This window comes from Desertivirga arenae, assembly GCF_017355785.1.
GTDB lineage: Bacteria > Bacteroidota > Bacteroidia > Sphingobacteriales > Sphingobacteriaceae > Desertivirga > Desertivirga arenae.
Genome location: NZ_JAFEWE010000003.1, coordinates 38,172 through 56,354, shown reverse-complemented (window position 1 = coordinate 56,354; position 18,183 = coordinate 38,172). Strand labels below are relative to the sequence as shown.

The following is an 18,183-nucleotide window of genomic DNA, read 5'->3' as shown; positions in this document are numbered from 1 at the left end:
GCCCTTTACTGCTGCATTTCCTGTATTCTGAACTTTTTTAAAGCAATTCAATTTTGCATTAGTTCTATTAATGACTTTATTTGCAGAAAAATGAAGGGTTCTTAATGGCTAAAAATCTACTAATAGTTGAGTCTCCCGCTAAGGCAAAGACAATAGAGGGATATCTTGGAAGTGATTTCCTTGTAAAGTCAAGTTATGGCCACATACGAGATCTGGTCAAAACGGATGATGCCATAGACGTTAACAACAACTTCATTCAGAAGTACGAGGTGCCTGCGGATAAAAAGGCAGTGGTTAACGAACTTAAGAAACTGGCAAAGGAAGCAGAAATTGTGTGGCTCGCGTCCGATGAGGACCGCGAAGGAGAAGCTATTTCCTGGCATTTATTCGAGACCCTTGGCCTTAAGGAAGACAAGACCAAGCGTATTGTTTTCCATGAGATCACTAAGCCAGCCATTCTAAAGGCTATAGAGAACCCTCGTCAGATAAATTATAACCTGGTTAATGCTCAGCAGGCTCGTCGTGTGTTAGACAGGTTAGTTGGTTTCGAACTTTCTCCCGTACTGTGGAAAAAGGTAAAGCCTTCATTGTCAGCAGGAAGAGTCCAGTCTGTTGCAGTAAGACTTATTGTTGAAAGAGAACGCGAGATCAATAAGTTTAAAGCTACTGCAGCTTATAAGGTTACGGCTATTTTCTCTACCGGGAAACAAAAGGAGCTATTCAGAGCTGAACTTCCTGAGCGTTTTGAGGAAGAAGCCACAGCCACCAAATTCCTTGAGGACTGCAAGAAAGCTGTTTACCAGATTGCGAGTTTGGATACCAGACCAACAAAGCGAAGCCCGGCCCCTCCATTTACAACTTCAACATTGCAACAGGAAGCCAGCAGAAAGCTTGGGTATTCAGTATCCAGGACAATGTCTATTGCTCAGAAGCTGTACGAACATGGGTATATTACCTATATGCGTACAGACTCTGTTAATTTATCTGATACAGCGCTAAATGGTGCCGCTGCTGAGATTAATTCAGCTTACGGCAGCCAATATCACCAACAAAGAAAGTTTAAGACAAAGGCAGCCGGAGCACAGGAAGCTCACGAAGCTATTCGTCCCACATATTTCGAACAGCATAGCATCGAAGGTGATGCATCTGAAAAGCGTTTATACGACCTGATTTGGAAACGTGCTATTGCTTCTCAAATGAGCGAAGCCCAGTTTGAGAAAACAACCGCAAAAATTACTATTTCTGGCCGCAGCGAAAACTTCGTTGCTAATGGAGAAGTGATGAAGTTTGACGGATTCCTGAAAGTATATATGGAGTCAACAGACGAGGAAACGGAAACAAATCTTGACGAGGATAATGCAAATGCTATCCTTCCTCCCCTGCAGCAGGGACAAACTTTAATAGCACAGGAGATTAAAGCAACTGAACGCTTTTCTCGTCCACCCGCCAGGTACACTGAAGCAAGTCTGGTAAAGAAGTTAGAGGAATTAGGCATTGGTCGTCCGTCAACTTATGCTCCAACTATTTCCACCGTTCAAAACCGCGGGTATGTTGTTAAAGAGGAGCGCGAAGGAAAGCAAAGGCAGTTTAATCAGCTTACTTTGCAGAACGGAGAAGTAAAGAAAGAAGTAAAGACGGAGAACACTGGAGCCGAGAAAAATAAGCTCTTTCCCACTGATATAGGTGCTGTTGTGAATGATTTCCTTGTTCAATATTTTAAAGGTATTGTAGATTTTCATTTCACAGCCTCTGTTGAGAAGCAGTTTGATGAAATCGCACAGGGAATGAAAGAGTGGACGGAGATGCTCAAGTCTTTTTACAGTCCCTTCCATCAGGAAGTTGAAACAACTATCCAGACAGCAGAAAAAGCACGCGGTGAACGCGAACTTGGGATTGATCCCGAAACAGGCAAAAGAGTCTCAGTGCGTATTGGCCGCTTCGGTCCTTTTGTTCAAATTGGAGAAACGCCTGAGAATGAGGGCGACGAGAAACCAAGGTTTGCCAGTCTTAGGTCTGGCCAAATGATTGAGACCATCAGCATCGAAGAAGCCCTTGAATTATTTAAACTTCCTAAAAAAGTTGGGGCTTATGAAGAAAAGGATATGACGGTGGCAATTGGCAGATTCGGTCCTTACATCCGTCATAATAGTGCTTTCTATTCGTTACCTAAAGGGCTGGATCCTCATGATGTTACCGAAGAACAGGCTATCCAAATCATCGAAGAAAAACGCAAAAAGGACTCAGAGAAACTAATTAAGGTTTTTGACGAGGATCCGGAAGTGAAAATATTAAATGGAAGATGGGGGCCTTACATCGAGTTTGGCAAACAGAACGTAAAGATCCCGAAAGGTAAAGAACCGAAAGACCTTACCTTTGCTGAGGTGAAGGCTCTGGCAGAAGCTGCAGAGAAAGAGCCTAAAAAAGGCGGGAAAAAGTTCCCTGCAAAGAAAAAATAGACAGAACAGAGCCGGGAAGATGGATTTGCCTCATCTTTCCGGCTTAAATAAAATTGCAATGAAGAAAGACATTCCTGTTAAGATTGTAGAAGATGTAGCGATAGCGGTAGTACTTGAAAGAGAAACTCCTGAGGCAAAGGTATGGAATGTCTACCTGGTTAATCTTAAGAACGAGCCGATCGAAACGGTTCTGGTAAGCTCTAAGGGGTATGGTCTCAAAGATGGCGAGGAAGTTAAAACCTCTATTTTACGTCACTCCATCGGTACCGTGGCCGGGCAGGACTTCGCGAAGATCGAGGCCATCGATGAGCAGGTTTTTGGCTTAACGAACGAGTACTGGCTAAGTTTCTACATAAATGGCCATATCTACGACAAGAAGTTCATCTTCCTTCCCGAAAGTATAGTCGAGTCAAATCTTATACGCATTCCTGTGGTGAACAAACCAGGGGTCATGATCGGCTAAGAAACAGAGAAAAAATATTTAGCTCTGGTGTAGTATTGTTCCTTAAATAATTACTACTTTCCGCAGATAAACCTTAACAAATGGTTCCCGGAAATACCTCATTTTTCAGAAACAGGAAGAACTACGTTATCCTTTTACTGTTCGTCCTGGCAGCATTGGCTATTCTTAGGCATCAGAGACACTCCAAAAGGGTTAATGAAAGTAATTATGAACTGTTCACAGGATATGTAGACAGTTATACCACCGGCATTATCTCCAGACAGAGTCCGATTACCATCCACCTCGCTTCAGATGTGCAGACCTTCCATGCACGAAATGAGCAGATTAACGAAGAGCTCTTCCACTTCTCACCCGAGATTAAAGGCAAGGCTTATTGGAAAGATGCCAGAACTGTGGAATTCAGACCAGAACAAGCTCTGGAACCCGACCGGGAGTATTCTGCCTCTTTTAAACTTTCAACTATTATGGAAGTGCCTGATAAAGTTGGAAAGTTCAATTTTGATTTCCAGACCATCAAGCCCGACTTTGCCATAGAAGTGGAGGGTTTGCGCTCCGCCTCTGCTAGTTCTTCTGAAAAGATGAAACTAAAGGGAACTATTACTACGGCTGATGTGGAAGAAAGCGCTCTGGTAGAAAAAATGGTGCAGGTAAGCTACGATAAAGATATCAGTATCGCGTGGGAGCATAACCAGGAAAGCAAGCTCCATACCTTTACGATTAACAACCTTAAACGCTATAGATCAGAGAAACTTCTAAGTATCAATTATAATGGAGAAGCAATCCAGGTTGAGGGTAAAGGCTCAGAAGAGGTTGCTGTGCCCGCTTATAACGATTTTAAGGTTCTTAGTGTTAAGACTATCCAGGATAAAGAACAATACATCTCCGTTCTTTTTTCAGATCCTATTCGCATTGGGCAGGAGCTTACCGGCTTACTTGGACTAAGTGATATGGCTATGCCTGCCTACACCATTAACGGCAATGAAGTAAAGCTTTATCCCGCCGATAAGCTCGACGGCAATTACACTGTTTTTGTTAATGAGGGGATCGAAAACTTTCAGGGAAAAAAGCTTCCACGTGCATTTACCGGAAATATAGTGGTTGAAAACCTTGAGCCTTCGGTAACAATACCAGGAAAAGGAGTTATCCTTCCACATTCCGGGAAATTAATGATGCCATTTGAAGCGGTTAATCTCAAGGCTGTAGACGTAACCATTATAAAGATCTATGGCAATAACATTCCGCAGTATTTGCAGAATAATGATTTCAATGGTGAGAGTCTGTTACGCCAGGTAGCCAAGCCTGTCAAACAAACTACTATTCATTTAGACGAGGATAAAAGCATTAACCTTCATAAGAAAACCAGGTTCATGCTTGACATCGATAAGTTAGTAAGGACAGAACCCGGCGCCATTTACCGTATTATGATCGGTTACCGTCCTGAATACAGCATTTACTCCTGTAAAGCGGGTAGCGATCAATCGAGCGGGGAAGAATCAGATGACGAAGAATATGGCGAAGATGAAGAGTATTCCGCAAATGGTCAGGGGATTGATGAGGATGATGAGTTCTGGAGCAGGTATGATAATTATTATCCTTATGGGTACAATTGGGATGAAAGGAATAATCCATGTAACAAATCGTATTATAATAAAGAGCGTTGGGCTTCGAGGAACGTGCTTGCTTCCAATATCGGTCTGATAGCCAAACAGGGAACCAATAATAGAATATCCATTGCAGTAACAGACATCCTTTCAGCAGAGCCAATGGCTAATGTAGAACTTGAGTTGATGGACTACCAGCACCAGGTTATCGGCAAGGCTACTTCAGGCGATGATGGTCTGGTAGATATACAATTAAAAAGAAAACCCTATCTGCTGGTAGCGAAAAAGGGAGAAGAGCGTGCCTATCTGAAACTAGATGATGGCAGTTCCCTACCCTTGAGTCGCTTCAATATCGGTGGCGAGCAGGTGCAGAAAGGCTTGAAAGGATTCCTGTACGGCGAGCGTGGCGTTTGGCGGCCTGGAGATTCACTCTATCTTACGTTCATTCTCGATGACAAAGAGAACAAGCTACCTCCCAGCTATCCGGTTGAGCTGGAGCTTTACACCCCACAAGGACAATTGTATAAAAAGCAAAGCCAGAATAAGTCGCTTAACGGATTCTACAGCTTCAAAACTTCTACAGAACCTTCCTCTCCTACCGGAAACTGGACAGCTAAAGTGAAAGCTGGCGGGGCCTTGTTCGAAAAACGCCTGAGGATAGAAACCATTATGCCTAATCGTCTCAAGATCAACCTTTCCTTTGGTCAGAAAACTTCCTTAACTAAAGGGCAAGACGTTCAAGGAAACTTAAAGGCAGAATGGCTATTTGGAGGAGCAGGTCGCAATCTCAATGCGAAGATCGATGCTTTTGTTTCAGCAGCTCCAACCCTGTTTAACGGCTTCGATGGATTTGTATTCGATGATCCGGTCAGAACGTTCAGTTCTCAGATTCAACCGGTCTTTGAAGGCAAATTGGATGAAAACGGCCTGGCACAAGTAAAGGCAGATATAAATATAGAAGAGCAAGCTCCTGGAAGGCTTAATGCTAATTTCCTGGTAAAAGTATTTGAACCGGGTGGTAATTTCAGCATCAATCAGCTAACCATGCCCTACAATGTTTACAGCGGGTATGTAGGACTTAAAATGCCTGAAGGTTCTGGCTTCAATGGTATGCTCAGCACCGACAAAGATCACCTCGTTGAGATCGTTAATGTTAATACCGAAGGACGACCGCTGTCGGGTTCTCAGGAAGTTGAAGTAGAACTTTATAAGATGAAATGGGCCTGGTGGTGGGACGAGGACGAAAGCTCCGTCAGTAACTTCACCCAGGATGAGTACAATAAATTGATTTCAACCAGTACAGTAACGCTGAATAATGGTAAGGGAAGCTGGAACCTTAGAATCAATCAGCCAGACTGGGGAAGGTTCCTGGTAAGGGTGAGAGATCCTCGGACAGGGCATACTTCCGGCAAGATTGTTTACATCGACTGGCCAAATTGGGCCGAAAGGATGCAGAGTGAAAATCCAACAGAAGCTTCCATGTTATCTTTCACGTCCGACAAATCGAAATACCGGGCAGGAGAACAAGTTACACTTACCATTCCTTCTGGGAACGCAGGAAGAGGATTGGTAAGCATTGAAAACGGAAGCAGAGTGATCAGACGTTTCTGGTTTGAGGCTAAAAAAGGACAAACCCAAGTCCGGTTTAGGGCCGATGCGAGCATGACACCCAATGTTTTTGTAAACATTACCCTGCTTCAACCTCATTCACAAACGATCAACGACCTTCCTATAAGGATGTATGGAGTAATACCTATTGAAGTTGAAGATCCGGAAACTATTCTGAAGCCTCTAATTAAAATGCCTGAGGAGATACGACCCGAGTCTAATGCATCCCTCACTGTTTCAGAAGCTTCCGGCAAAGCAATGACGTACACCATAGCCATAGTGGATGAAGGTCTCTTAGATATCACTAACTTTCCTACCCCCGACCCTCATGCAAGTTTTTACGCCAGGGAAGGTTTAGGGGTTAAAACATGGGACCTCTTCGATTACGTCATTGGTGCCTATGGCGGCGAACTTCAGCGTATCCTTAGTATCGGTGGCGACCGGCAATCGGGCAAGGGAGGTAAAAATCCTACGGCTAATCGATTTAAACCTGTTGTTAAGTTTCTCGGGCCTTTCAAATCTGATGGCAGTTCTAAAACCCACTCCTTTAAATTACCACAATATGTAGGATCGGTAAGGGTGATGGTCATTGCGGGACAAAATGGAGCGTATGGCTTTGCCGAAAAGGCGGTGAAGGTGAAGAAGCCATTAATGGTGCTTGCCACCCTTCCACGGGTACTGTCTCCAGGCGAGCAATTTAAACTTCCCGTTACTGTATTCTCCATGAGCAATTCCATTAAACAGGTGTCCATAGAGGTGCAATCAAATGCCTTTAATTTCATCACGGGAAACAAAAGGACAGTTGATTTTCAAAAGCAAGGGGACCAATTACTTTATCTCGACCTGGCAACAAAGAATGTAGCGGGAATAGCAAAGATCAAGGTGCTGGCACGCAGTGGAAAAGAAACGGCATCCTATGATGTAGAACTGGATGTGCGAAATCCAAACCCTGTCATTACAAGGGTAATAGAAAAAACACTGGAACCAGGAAGTTCTTTAAGTATTCCATTTGCTCCCTATGGTACTGCAGGTACTAATAAGGCCACAATAGAGGTTTCCTCTATCGCCCCGATGAATTTAGACAAGCGATTAAGTTATCTGATACAGTATCCACACGGCTGTGCAGAGCAGGTTACTTCAGCAGCCTTTCCTCAGTTACATTTATCGAAGTTGTTAAAGTTGTCGGATAAAAAGAAAGCCCAGACCGAGTACAATATAAAAGCAGCAATAGGAAGATTAAATGGATATCAAACTTCCGATGGAGGTATTGCCTACTGGCCAGGCTTGCAGGATCCGGATGAGTGGTGTACCAATTATGCAGGACATTTTCTCCTTGAGGCAGAGGCCAATGGCTATACCCTGCCTTCAGGGTTTATGGCGCAGTGGAAAAAGTTCCAAAAAAACAAAGCGGTATCCTGGACACCTTCCACCCTCAACTTCTATGGTGGCGATCTTTTACAGGCTTATCGTCTCTACCTTCTTGCCCTTTCAAAATCTGCGGAGCTTGGAGCAATGAACAGGCTGAAAGAGTTTAAATACCTGTCAATTCCGGCAAAATGGCAATTGGCCGCCGCCTACCGCCTGGCCGGACAGACCGAGGTCGCTGTTCAACTTACGCGCGGATTACCGATGTCTGTAAAACCTTACAGGCAATCCATTGGCACCTTCGGCTCCGACATCAGGGATCAGGCCATGATATTAGAAACACTGGTGCTTTTAGGACGTAATAAGGAGGCATATTCTCTGGCGAAGGGCCTTGCATTCCGCTTATCACAGCAAGAATGGTACAGTACGCAATCAACGGCTTATGCCCTGATTGCACTTGCCCGTTATTGTGGAGCAACCGCTGCAGGAAGTAAATTACAATTCGCTTATTCCCTGAATGGAACAAAAGGCAGTGTGAACGAAAGCTCCTATGTCTGGTCTCAGCCTTCAGCAGTGAATGCAGCAAATAAGGCATTATTTACCAATAAAGGAAAAAGCCGGCTATTTATTCGAATCATCCAGCAGGGTAAGCCAGCCGTTGGCCAGGAGCACTTTGCCGAGAACAACGATGATGTTTTGTCGATGCGGGTAAATTATTTCACTATGGGAGGTCAATTATTAGACCCCGCTACCCTCCCTCAGGGAACAGATTTTATGGCCCAGGTAAACATTACTAATCCGGGTAAACTGGGGCGGTATGATAATCTGGCTTTAACGCAATTGTTCCCCTCTGGTTGGGAGATCATAAATACCCGTCTGCTGAATAGTGAAGAAAGTATTCAAGCAACAAATTACGATTACAAGGATGTTCGCGATGATCGTGTAAATACTTACTTCAGTTTGCAAGAGCGTAAAGAAGCCACCTTCTTTGTACTGCTTAACGCTTCTTATATCGGCAAGTTCTATTTACCCGCCACCTATTGCGAAGCCATGTATAATTCATCCATTTCGGCAGCACACCCTGGTCAATGGGTTCAGGTGACCAATAATCAGTAATAATAAAAAAGGAATAGGTTCCACCTATTCCTTCCGAAAGCCCTTGCTTCAAAGGGCTTTCTTTCTTCTAGAGACTGGTTCAGTTTAGCCCGCCTTTTATCCTTTATGCCGATGTCTTGTCAATACTTTAGATATCCCGATGCCCATCATCCAGGTATCTGCTGTATGTACCTTGTAATCATAAACCAGCTCTGCTCCTAGCTGCCAGGAGGATTTCAAATGAAATTCATACTCGGCTCCTGCAGAAGTAATAAAAAAGTTCTCATGATGAGAGATCTCGTCACCGATCCCAAATAATAAACCAATATTCTTATGGGTATGGTAGGCCCCTATGATCTTCGTTGCTACCGGCCTTTCTGACGATGACAATCTAAAATCGTGCAACTCCTCCTCTTTTTCTATATCCTGCATCGGAATATCATTATGCATCCCTAAAGACCAGCGCGACGTGATCATGTAATCGTAATTGAAAGTATAGGCAGGAACAAAGGTATTGCGTATTTCATCGCTTTTACCTTCCTGGAAGTATACCTGGGCCAGAGAAAACGTAAAGCGATGTGCTCCCTTTTCTCCTGACTCGTGTACTTTAAATTCAGATTGGCCTTTTGCTGCCAGGGCCGTCAGGATCATGCAGCTTGCCATTAACCTTTTAGATTTAAGTAAACGTTTTATATTCATTCAGCCAGTTTTATTTGCCGGCTAAATTAGATGGCCATCAGTTTTTTAAACATGACCCATATCAGTACAAAATGGACTATTATCACTACTAACCTTGACCAACCCCCCGTTTTGCTTAAAAAACTATGACCTTTATAACTGATTAAATCAGTATCTTCAATTTCAGAAGAATAGTATATTTATCCCTTGCATTTCGTTACCTGAACATGTCTGGCAGCATTCTCCGCAATCGATATCTCACTTTAAGAAAATCATTCTCCGGGAAGTTCTTACTCACCATGCTTCTGTTTGCTGCATTCCTGCTTTTCTGGTTTTCAGTTCCAGAACCTCTTTTTAATACACCAACCTCTTTTGTAGTTGAAAGTGCGGAGGGTGAATTACTTACTTCGGCAATAGCAGAAGATGGTCAATGGAGATTTCCAGCTTCTAATGCAGTTCCCGAAAAATTTAGAAGATGCATCCTTGCTTTTGAAGATAGAAGCTTCTACCATCATATTGGCGTTAATCCTTTGTCTATAGCACGTGCTTTAAAACAAAATTTTGGTAAAAGGAGGATAATTAGCGGAGCCAGTACGCTGGATATGCAACTCATAAGGCTTTCAGCCAGAAATAAGCGGAGTTATTTCAATAAGCTTCTTGAAGGTATAAAGGCAGTGCGATTAAATATCCGGTATACCAAGGACGAAATCCTAAGTCTTTATGCTGCTAATGCGCCCTTTGGTTCAAATGTAGTAGGTTTGGAAGCAGCCTCATGGCGGTATTTCGGAAGAGAACCATCCAAGTTGTCCTGGGGAGAAACGGCTACTCTGGCGGTACTTCCCAATGCTCCTTCGCTGGTACACCCGGGCAAGAACAGAACCCGGCTTCTTCGTAAAAGGAACCGTTTAATTGATATTCTTCAAGCAGAACAGGTCCTTACTGAAGTTGAAGCTAAGCTCGCTAAGTCCGAACCTCTACCCGGTAAGCCTTTTGCGCTACCCGAGCTAAGTCCTCATTTGCTAAACCTCGTCAGGAACGATTACAAGCAAGGGAAGCTAAGCAGTACCAGAATCAGGACCACGGTGAAAAGTACCTTGCAGAAGCAGGTAACAAACATCCTAAATGTTCACCATCAGCGCTTGATGGCCAACCAGGTAAGTAATTGTGCAGCCCTTGTACTTGATGTAGAAAGCGGGGCTGTATTAGCCTACGCCGGGAATATTTATCAACCTGAAAATAAGGAGATCGAAAGCCACGTCGATGTAATTCAGGCTCCCAGGAGTCCGGGAAGTACACTCAAGCCATTGCTGTATGCGGCCATGCTGAATGAAGGGATGACGCTACCTCATAGTCTCGTACCTGATATACCTACCCAGATTGCGGGTTACCAACCTAATAATTATGACCTCGGTTATGATGGTGCTGTTCCGGCCTCGAAAGCCCTCGCCCGTTCCTTAAATGTTCCAGCTGTACGAATGTTGCAGCAATACCGCTATGAACGTTTTCATGAATTCTTAAAAAAGATTGGAGTTAGCTCGCTTCATCAGCCTCCTGATTTTTACGGGCTTTCACTTATTCTGGGTGGTTGTGAGGTTACGATGTGGCAACTAAGCGGAATATATGCCAGTATGGCCCGCTCACTTAATCATTATAACCGCGATGGGAATTATAATAAGATCGATTGGCATTCTCCATCATATCATGAAATAAAAGCAAACCAGCAGAGCGACAAAAGTGATCTGTTAAGTGCGGCATCCATCTATTATACCTTCCAGGCAATGAATGAAGTGATGCGCCCGGGCGAAGAGCTATTATGGAAACAGTTCACCGGTTCTCAGCAAATAGCGTGGAAAACAGGCACCAGCTTTGGGTTCAGGGATGCCTGGGCCTTGGGTGTAACGCCGCGTTATGTAGTATGTGTTTGGGCGGGCAACACCGATGGTGAAGGACGACCTGGGCTGACTGGAATTGATGCCGCCGGACCGGTACTGTTCGATATATTCAGACTCCTGCCGCCATCGTCTGGAAATAATTGGTTCAGTCCTCCTGTTCGAGAGATGAAGCCAGTAAAGGTTTGCCAGGAGAGTGGATTCAAGGCATCGACCATGTGCACAAACACAACAACAATACCACTACCTGCTGCTTCTGCACATGCTCCGGTATGTAACTTTCATCAAATGGTGCATCTGGACCGGACCGGGCGATATCAGGTAACTTCCGATTGCGAGTCGCCGTCCAACATGATCCATCGTTCCTGGTTCGTTCTGCCTCCGGCTATGGAATATTATTACAAAACGAAGAACTATTCCTACCGCACACCTCCCCCGTTCAGAGAGGGCTGCCAGGGAGTCGAAGGAGCAAGTATGGAATTGATCTATCCGAAAAATAATGCAAGGATCTATATTCCCAAAGGAATTGATGGGAAGCAACAGCAGGTGATATTTTATGCCGCCCATCGCAAGGTTGGCGAGAAAGTGTACTGGCATCTGGATAATACCTTTCTTGGCCTTACACGAGAACTGCATCAAATGGCGCTGCTACCTCCTCCTGGAAAACATGTCATCACACTGGTAGACCAGGAAGGCCTGCGGGTACAACAAACATTTACTGTACTGGCTAAGGAAGAACTTTAAAACAATTACTATATTGCCCAATGCTCGAAAACTTAGATCTTCAGCAAGTAATGGTTTTGGATATCGAAACGGTACCTCAATATAGCTCGTTCGAGGAGGTGCCCGACGTTTTCAAACAACTATGGGAGTTAAAAACCCGTTCGGCCCGGAAAGAGGGTGAAACACCAGATGAGTATTATCCCCGCGCGGGTATCATGGCCGAATTTGGTAAGATAGTTTGCATATCAGTAGGAATCTTTACCAAACACAATGAACAGGTAGGTTTACGCGTTAAATCATTTGCTGGTGACAACGAGTGCCATCTGCTTTCTGAATTTATCTCCCTGTTAGATAAGCAGCCTCCTAATTTTACCCTTTGTGCCCATAACGGTAAAGAGTTTGATTTTCCGTATTTGTGCCGGCGCACACTGATCAACGAACTTTGTATTCCGTCTCAGCTTAGGATCAGCGGTAAAAAGCCATGGGAGATCAATCATCTGGACACCATGGACCTATGGAAGTTTGGAGATTATAAAAATTACACCTCCTTAAATCTGCTAGCCGCAGTTTTTAATATCCCTACCCCTAAGGATGATATCAACGGCAGCGATGTGCACTGGGTTTACTGGAAAGAAAAAGACGTAGAGCGTATCAAAACATATTGTCAAAAAGACGTGATCACTACAGCTCAGCTATTATTAAAGTTTAAAAGTCTGCCCCTGATGGCAGACGAGAATATTGTAATAGTGTAAAGCTGATGATCCAAAACAGATTTATCAAAATGGAAAAGAGAACGATTTTAAAAGATTCTTGTTATTCCACAAATGTGAATTCGGTTCACATCATCAGTATTATTAAAGTGGGCGCAAGCCTCTATTAAAAACAATGGTTAAAAAGAAAACAGCACATATCATACAGGTTTTTTCTCAGCTTATCAGTGATATCTTTGAGAAGAACGGAAATAAAGCTTTAAACTACAAACAGGTAGCAGCAAAGTTAAGCCTTCAGGATGCCGAATCACGGGATATCATTAAGGAGGTTTTAAAAGATGAAACCAAGAATGGCTTGTTCAAGGAAGTAGAGATGGGTAAATTCCAGCTGAAGGAATTGAAGACCTTCCTTACCGGAGTCGTATCAATGACCAGTGACGGGTCAGCCTTCATCATTCCTGAGGATGAATTCGAAAAGGACATCTATATTGCTCCACGCAAAGTTAAAACAGCCTTGAATGGCGACAGGGTTAAGATCTACGTATTTGCCAAGAATAAAGGAAAGCGTAAAGAGGGCGAAGTGGTTGAAATTCTGGAAAGAGCAAAGATGGAATTTACGGGACTGGTAAAGGTTTCTGAAAATTTCGCCTTCTTCATTCCGGATGATAAGAAAATGCTAAGGGATATCTTTATTCCTTTAGAACAATTAAACGGTGCTAAACATGGCGAAAAAGCCATTGCAAAAATAACCGACTGGCCAGAAGAAGCGAAAAATCCTATAGGTACTATCACCAGGGTATTAGGTGTACAAGGCGAGAATAACACCGAGATGAACGCTATTCTGGCCGAGTATGGATTCCCACTGCAATTTCCTGATGAAGTAGAGGATGAAGCAAATCAAATTCCAGATGAGATCACAGAAGAAGAGATCGCTAAGAGAAAGGATTTTCGTCAGGTCTTAACATTTACTATTGACCCTGTAGATGCCAAGGATTTTGATGATGCCATCTCCTTTCAATATCTGGATAATGGTAATTACGAGGTTGGGGTGCATATCGCGGATGTTTCGCACTATGTTCTGCCAGACTCCCCTCTGGATAAAGAGGCGTTTGACCGTGGCACTTCGGTTTACCTGGTAGACCGGGTGATCCCGATGCTACCTGAGAGACTTTCCAACGGTGTTTGTTCCTTACGCCCTAAAGAAGATAAACTATGTTTCTCTGCTGTATTTGAGTTAGATAAGGAAGCTAATATCATAACCGAATGGTTCGGAAGAACGATCATTCATTCAGACAGGCGTTTCAGTTACGAGGAAGCCCAGGAAGTGATCGAAGGAAACTCAAAAGAGTATGCTGAAGAGATCCTGATCCTTAATGATCTGGCTTACAAGATGAGGGACCGCAAGTTCAAGCATGGTGCAATCAGCTTTGAAACCTCAGAGGTAAAGTTCAAACTCGACGAAAACGGCAAGCCTTTAGGGGTGTACGTTAAAGAGCGGAAAGACGCTCATAAGTTAATTGAGGATTTCATGCTCCTCGCTAACAGAAAAGTAGCAGAGTTTATTGCCAAAAAAGGAAAAGGCAAAAACAAGCTTACCTATGTTTACCGTACCCACGATGCGCCTAACGAACAAACATTGCTTAGTTTCGCTGCATTTGCCTCTAAATTCGGTTATAAGATCAATACCAAATCGGATAAGGAGATTGCACGCTCGTTAAACCACTTGATGGAAGATGTTGAAGGGAAAAAAGAACAGAACGTGCTAACATCCCTTGCCATCCGTTCCATGGCAAAAGCGATCTATACGACAAAAAAAACAAGCCACTACGGTTTGGCTTTTGATTTTTATACGCACTTCACCTCTCCGATCAGACGGTATCCCGATGTGATGGCTCATCGTCTTTTGCAGCACTATCTTGACGGTGGTCAGAATGTAAATGCCGAACATTATGAGAAGCTATGTCTGCATGCCTCTCAGATGGAGAAGAAAGCAGCCGATGCAGAAAGAGCATCGGTGAAATACAAACAGGCAGAATACCTCGAAGAGAACATTGGAAGAGAATACGATGGTATTATTTCAGGTGTTACCGAATGGGGTATGTATGTCGAGATCATTGAGAATAAGTGTGAAGGAATGATCCGGTTAAGGGATATCAGTGACGATTTCTATGTATTAGACGAGAAAAATTACTGCATCATCGGTCAGCGCAAAAAGAAGAAGTATCAGCTGGGCGACGAAGTTAAGATCATGGTCAGGAAAGTAGATCTGGCTAAACGGCAGATCGATTTCACGCTGATCCAGGATAAAGCTAAAAACGAATGGGATTTTTAAAGCCTGAACGCGTTTAAAAACTTTTAAATAAATTAAAGAAGGTCTTGCTAATTACCCGGCTCCAAAGGTCAGGTAATAAAAGCGGGACCTTCTGCATTTATGCCTGCTGAAATACCCAGAAGCCCTTAAAATAAAAAAGCCTGCTGTATGAGACAGCAGACTAACCTAAACCTTATCACAATTATTTGTTCAGCAAATATAGAGCTTTTAGCGATCATATCAAATGTTATTAATTTTTTTGTTGCTGTCCCGATTCCACCTATTGCTTCATTTTAATTTAACGATAATTTCAAATCTGCTGACTTGCTTTGCCCTGATTTAATTTATCGTTCTAAATGAATAAACAAGTACTAAGTTTTACTGCGGCTTTAACCATAGCCTTTACATCCTGTAAAAAAGACAATAACGAAACCAGGACCATTGAGTATCCTGCCATGGCAGAGGCAGCAGACCCTGCAATTTTATTTACGGCAAGTAATGGTGTAAAAGTATATAATGGAGGATATGGATCAGCTGTAGCGGTAGATCCCTCAACTCCAGATGTGTTCTATATGTTAACCGACAGAGGTTCCAATGTAGCTGGCCAGGCTGCTAATTCAATTATCATTGGGAAGCCCGAATTTGCACCACAGATTGGGAAGTTCAGATTAAAGGATGGAAAGTTGGTGCTTGAACAAGTGATCGAATTAAAGAACGCAAATGGAGGCAAGTTGAACGGACTTCCAAACCCTGCAGGAATGGGCGCCTCCGGAGAAACAGCTTACGACCTGAATGGCACCGTACTTACCCCGAGTGCAGACGGAATAGATTCAGAAGGGCTGGTAAGGATGTCTGATGGCACTTTTTGGGTAAGCGATGAATATGGTCCTCACCTGGCCCATTTTGATGCTACAGGTAAAGCTTTGGAACGTATCAATCCATTTGGTACCGGACAAGGCGGCCGTCGCATTCCGGCCGTTTTTGCTACGCGACGGGCAAACCGAGGAATGGAAGGCTTGACCATCACTCCAGATGGCAAAACCTTGGTTGGAATAATGCAGTCGCCGATGTACAACCCTTCAAGAACAGCTGTTTCAAACTCGGTAGTACTCCGCATCCTGACTTATGATATTGCTACAGGAGCTACTAAACAATATGCTTATCTAATGGAGAACACCAGCCTGACAGGTGTTAGTGAAATAGTAGCTGTAAACAGTACTACATTTTTAACCTTAGAAAGAGACGGAGCCTTTGGAGGAGCAGCTACCAATCCCGCTTCCTTCAAAAAGGTCTTCAAAATTGATATCTCATCAGCTACTGATATTTCCGACCCAGCCAATGGAACAAACGGAAAGCTTTATGGCGGAAAAACGGTCGAAGAATTAAATAATGCAGCAGGGCTAACAGCAGCAGGAATTACCCCGGTAACTAAAACCTTAGTCTTAGACCTGTTGAAAGATCTTCCTTCTGTATATCCTCACGATAAAGCAGAAGGACTTGCAATTTTACCTGGTAACATCCTGGTGATCTCGAACGACGACGATTTCGGCGTGGTAGATAATGGAGCTAGCGGATTCGCACAAAAGATGCTACCCTTAACAAATGCAGTAGACCGTAACCGCCTCTACTTTGTTAAACTTAGCTTATAACAGTTCTTTTCCCACCAAAGTTAATACACCGGAGAATTTGCTGGCGCAATCTCCGGTGTTCACTATTACATATAGAATACATTGAACTTGTGCCCATCCGGATCAGTGAAAACAAAACCGTAATAGCCAGGTCCAAATTCTTCAGGTTCTGAAATTATCGTTCCTCCGGCATCTTTTACTTCCCTTTCCCATTCATCCACTTCCTCCTTACTATCAGCCGATAGCGTAAAGATGATCTCATTGCCGTATTTTAGATCAGCTACCTCTCCTTTCACATTAGATTTCAAGATCTCCTCCAAAAAGAAATGAATTATAAAAGCATCCTCTCCGAAAAAGAAACTTGTTAACTTCTTGGATGCTCCGTTCGATTTAAACCCCAGTTTGGTATAAAAGCCGGTAGTTCTGTCAAGGTCTTTAACCGTTAGGTTTGCCCATATTTTTTTAGGTTTCATTAGTTCTGTTTTTCTTCAAATGTACCAGCTCATTTTTATTTTCTTAGGTGCAGCTTGCGACAATTTGCAGGCAATTCCTACCATTACAAGGTTGAAGTTTAGAAAGGTGATTCCGCTAGTTTTGTTTCTCCTTGCAATTTAAAAAATGCTTTATTAAATTTGCATAACTGGTTATATAATTAAGAATAGATATGGAGATATTTGAGAGAACGGGAAAGGTTGCATTAGGAAGCCGATTAAGAATGTTCACAGCAAGAATTACAGACGATGCCGCAAAAGTTTATCAGTCGTATCAGATTGATTTTACCCCGAAATGGTTCCCTGTATTCTTCCTGCTGTCAGAAGGAAATGAGAAACCCATCAGTGAAATAGCTAATGAAATTGGACACTCTCAACCATCTGTGAGTAAGATCATTAAAGAAATGATTGCGGCAGGGCTAGTAAAGGAAAACATGAATGCGGATGATAAGCGCCGGACCGTTGTTTCCCTGAGTTTTAAAGGGAAATCCATATCAAAAAAGCTGAATCAGCAATTGATAGATGTAGAAGCCGCAGTAGAGGATATCATATCAGAAGCGAGGCACAATCTATGGGAAGCACTTGCAGAATGGGAATACCTGCTCGACCAAAAGAACCTGTTTCAGCGGGTTCAGGAACAACGAAAACTGAGAGAAAGTAAAGAGGTTCAAATCGTTGATTATGAGGATAAATATCAGGTGGCATTTAAAGAATTAAATGAGGAATGGATAAAGAAGTATTTCGTGATCGAAGAGCCTGACCGGAAAGCTTTAGAAAACCCAAGATCGTATATTTTGGATAATGGTGGGAAGATCTTCGTGGCGCTCTACAATGGACAGGCAGTAGGTGTATGCAGTTTGATGAAAATGAATGACCCGGATTATGATTACGAGCTCGCCAAAATGGCTGTGTCTCCTGCAGCTCAAGGCAAAAAAATAGGCTGGTTATTAGGTCAGGCAGTGATCAATGCCGCTAAAGAATTAGGCGCAACCAAATTGTACCTGGAGAGCAACACCATACTAAAGCCAGCCATCAACCTCTATCATAAATTAGGGTTCAAAAAAGTCGTAGGAAGGGAAACACCTTACGCCAGGGCAAATATCCAAATGGAACTGAACTTGTTGAATTCCTGATCGCAGAACCTCAAATTAGTGCAGGGTTAATT

The 18,183-nt window shown here is 43.3% G+C and carries 10 protein-coding genes; 8 read left to right on the top strand and 2 right to left on the bottom strand.

From position 1 onward, the window contains the following. The first annotated feature begins 104 nt into the window (after window positions 1-104). From topA to J4N24_RS07175, 3 genes are all read left to right on the top strand, one after another. On the top strand, window positions 105-2,456 hold the full coding sequence (gene topA, locus J4N24_RS07185; protein WP_207532996.1) for a type I DNA topoisomerase: 2,352 nt from the start codon (window positions 105-107) through the stop codon (window positions 2,454-2,456). Window positions 2,457-2,514: 58 nt separating this feature from the next. Beyond that, complete coding sequence (locus J4N24_RS07180; RefSeq protein WP_207532995.1) at window positions 2,515-2,919, top strand: hypothetical protein; 405 nt, start codon at window positions 2,515-2,517, stop codon at window positions 2,917-2,919. Window positions 2,920-2,999: 80 nt separating this feature from the next. Further along, window positions 3,000-8,609 (top strand): alpha-2-macroglobulin family protein, encoded by a 5,610-nt coding sequence (locus J4N24_RS07175; protein WP_207532994.1) that lies wholly within the window; start codon window positions 3,000-3,002, stop codon window positions 8,607-8,609. Between the two features lie 96 nt (window positions 8,610-8,705). Here J4N24_RS07175 and J4N24_RS07170 read toward each other — a convergent pair whose 3' ends face one another. Beyond that, window positions 8,706-9,287, bottom strand: coding sequence for a hypothetical protein (locus tag J4N24_RS07170; protein ID WP_207532993.1), 582 nt, complete (start codon window positions 9,285-9,287; stop codon window positions 8,706-8,708). A 206-nt stretch (window positions 9,288-9,493) separates the two neighbouring features. On the opposite strand from J4N24_RS07170, the gene pbpC reads away from it, so the two are divergent. The 4 genes from pbpC to J4N24_RS07150 all read left to right on the top strand — a co-directional run bounded on the left by pbpC (window position 9,494) and on the right by J4N24_RS07150 (window position 16,548). Next, the gene (pbpC, locus tag J4N24_RS07165) at window positions 9,494-11,899 is read left to right on the top strand and encodes a penicillin-binding protein 1C (protein ID WP_242691552.1); all 2,406 of its coding nucleotides are present in this window, start codon (window positions 9,494-9,496) and stop codon (window positions 11,897-11,899) included. 20 nt (window positions 11,900-11,919) lie between these two features. After that, on the top strand, window positions 11,920-12,630 hold the full coding sequence (locus tag J4N24_RS07160) for a 3'-5' exonuclease (RefSeq protein WP_207532992.1): 711 nt from the start codon (window positions 11,920-11,922) through the stop codon (window positions 12,628-12,630). A 133-nt stretch (window positions 12,631-12,763) separates the two neighbouring features. Then, complete coding sequence (rnr, locus tag J4N24_RS07155; RefSeq protein WP_207532991.1) at window positions 12,764-14,920, top strand: ribonuclease R; 2,157 nt, start codon at window positions 12,764-12,766, stop codon at window positions 14,918-14,920. Between the two features lie 335 nt (window positions 14,921-15,255). Further along, the gene (locus J4N24_RS07150) at window positions 15,256-16,548 is read left to right on the top strand and encodes an esterase-like activity of phytase family protein (protein ID WP_207532990.1); all 1,293 of its coding nucleotides are present in this window, start codon (window positions 15,256-15,258) and stop codon (window positions 16,546-16,548) included. A 65-nt stretch (window positions 16,549-16,613) separates the two neighbouring features. Here the strand turns inward: J4N24_RS07150 and J4N24_RS07145 are convergent, their stop codons facing one another. Next, window positions 16,614-17,000 carry a VOC family protein gene (locus J4N24_RS07145; protein ID WP_207532989.1) on the bottom strand — a complete coding sequence of 129 codons (387 nt, stop codon included), beginning with the start codon at window positions 16,998-17,000 and terminating at the stop codon, window positions 16,614-16,616. A gap of 191 nt (window positions 17,001-17,191) precedes the next feature. On the opposite strand from J4N24_RS07145, the gene J4N24_RS07140 reads away from it, so the two are divergent. Next, window positions 17,192-18,151 carry a bifunctional helix-turn-helix transcriptional regulator/GNAT family N-acetyltransferase gene (locus J4N24_RS07140; protein WP_207532988.1) on the top strand — a complete coding sequence of 320 codons (960 nt, stop codon included), beginning with the start codon at window positions 17,192-17,194 and terminating at the stop codon, window positions 18,149-18,151. Window positions 18,152-18,183: the final 32 nt, after the last annotated feature.

Bases quoted from the DNA above. Each gene is read 5' to 3' on its own strand.
- topA (WP_207532996.1), top strand. From the start codon at position 105: ATGGCTAAAAATCTACTAATAGTTGAGTCTCCCGCTAAGGCAAAGACA.
- J4N24_RS07180 (WP_207532995.1), top strand. From the start codon at position 2,515: ATGAAGAAAGACATTCCTGTTAAGATTGTAGAAGATGTAGCGATAGCG.
- J4N24_RS07175 (WP_207532994.1), top strand. From the start codon at position 3,000: ATGGTTCCCGGAAATACCTCATTTTTCAGAAACAGGAAGAACTACGTT.
- J4N24_RS07170 (WP_207532993.1), bottom strand. From the start codon at position 9,287: ATGAATATAAAACGTTTACTTAAATCTAAAAGGTTAATGGCAAGCTGC.
- pbpC (WP_242691552.1), top strand. From the start codon at position 9,494: ATGTCTGGCAGCATTCTCCGCAATCGATATCTCACTTTAAGAAAATCA.
- J4N24_RS07160 (WP_207532992.1), top strand. From the start codon at position 11,920: ATGCTCGAAAACTTAGATCTTCAGCAAGTAATGGTTTTGGATATCGAA.
- rnr (WP_207532991.1), top strand. From the start codon at position 12,764: ATGGTTAAAAAGAAAACAGCACATATCATACAGGTTTTTTCTCAGCTT.
- J4N24_RS07150 (WP_207532990.1), top strand. From the start codon at position 15,256: ATGAATAAACAAGTACTAAGTTTTACTGCGGCTTTAACCATAGCCTTT.
- J4N24_RS07145 (WP_207532989.1), bottom strand. From the start codon at position 17,000: ATGAAACCTAAAAAAATATGGGCAAACCTAACGGTTAAAGACCTTGAC.
- J4N24_RS07140 (WP_207532988.1), top strand. From the start codon at position 17,192: ATGGAGATATTTGAGAGAACGGGAAAGGTTGCATTAGGAAGCCGATTA.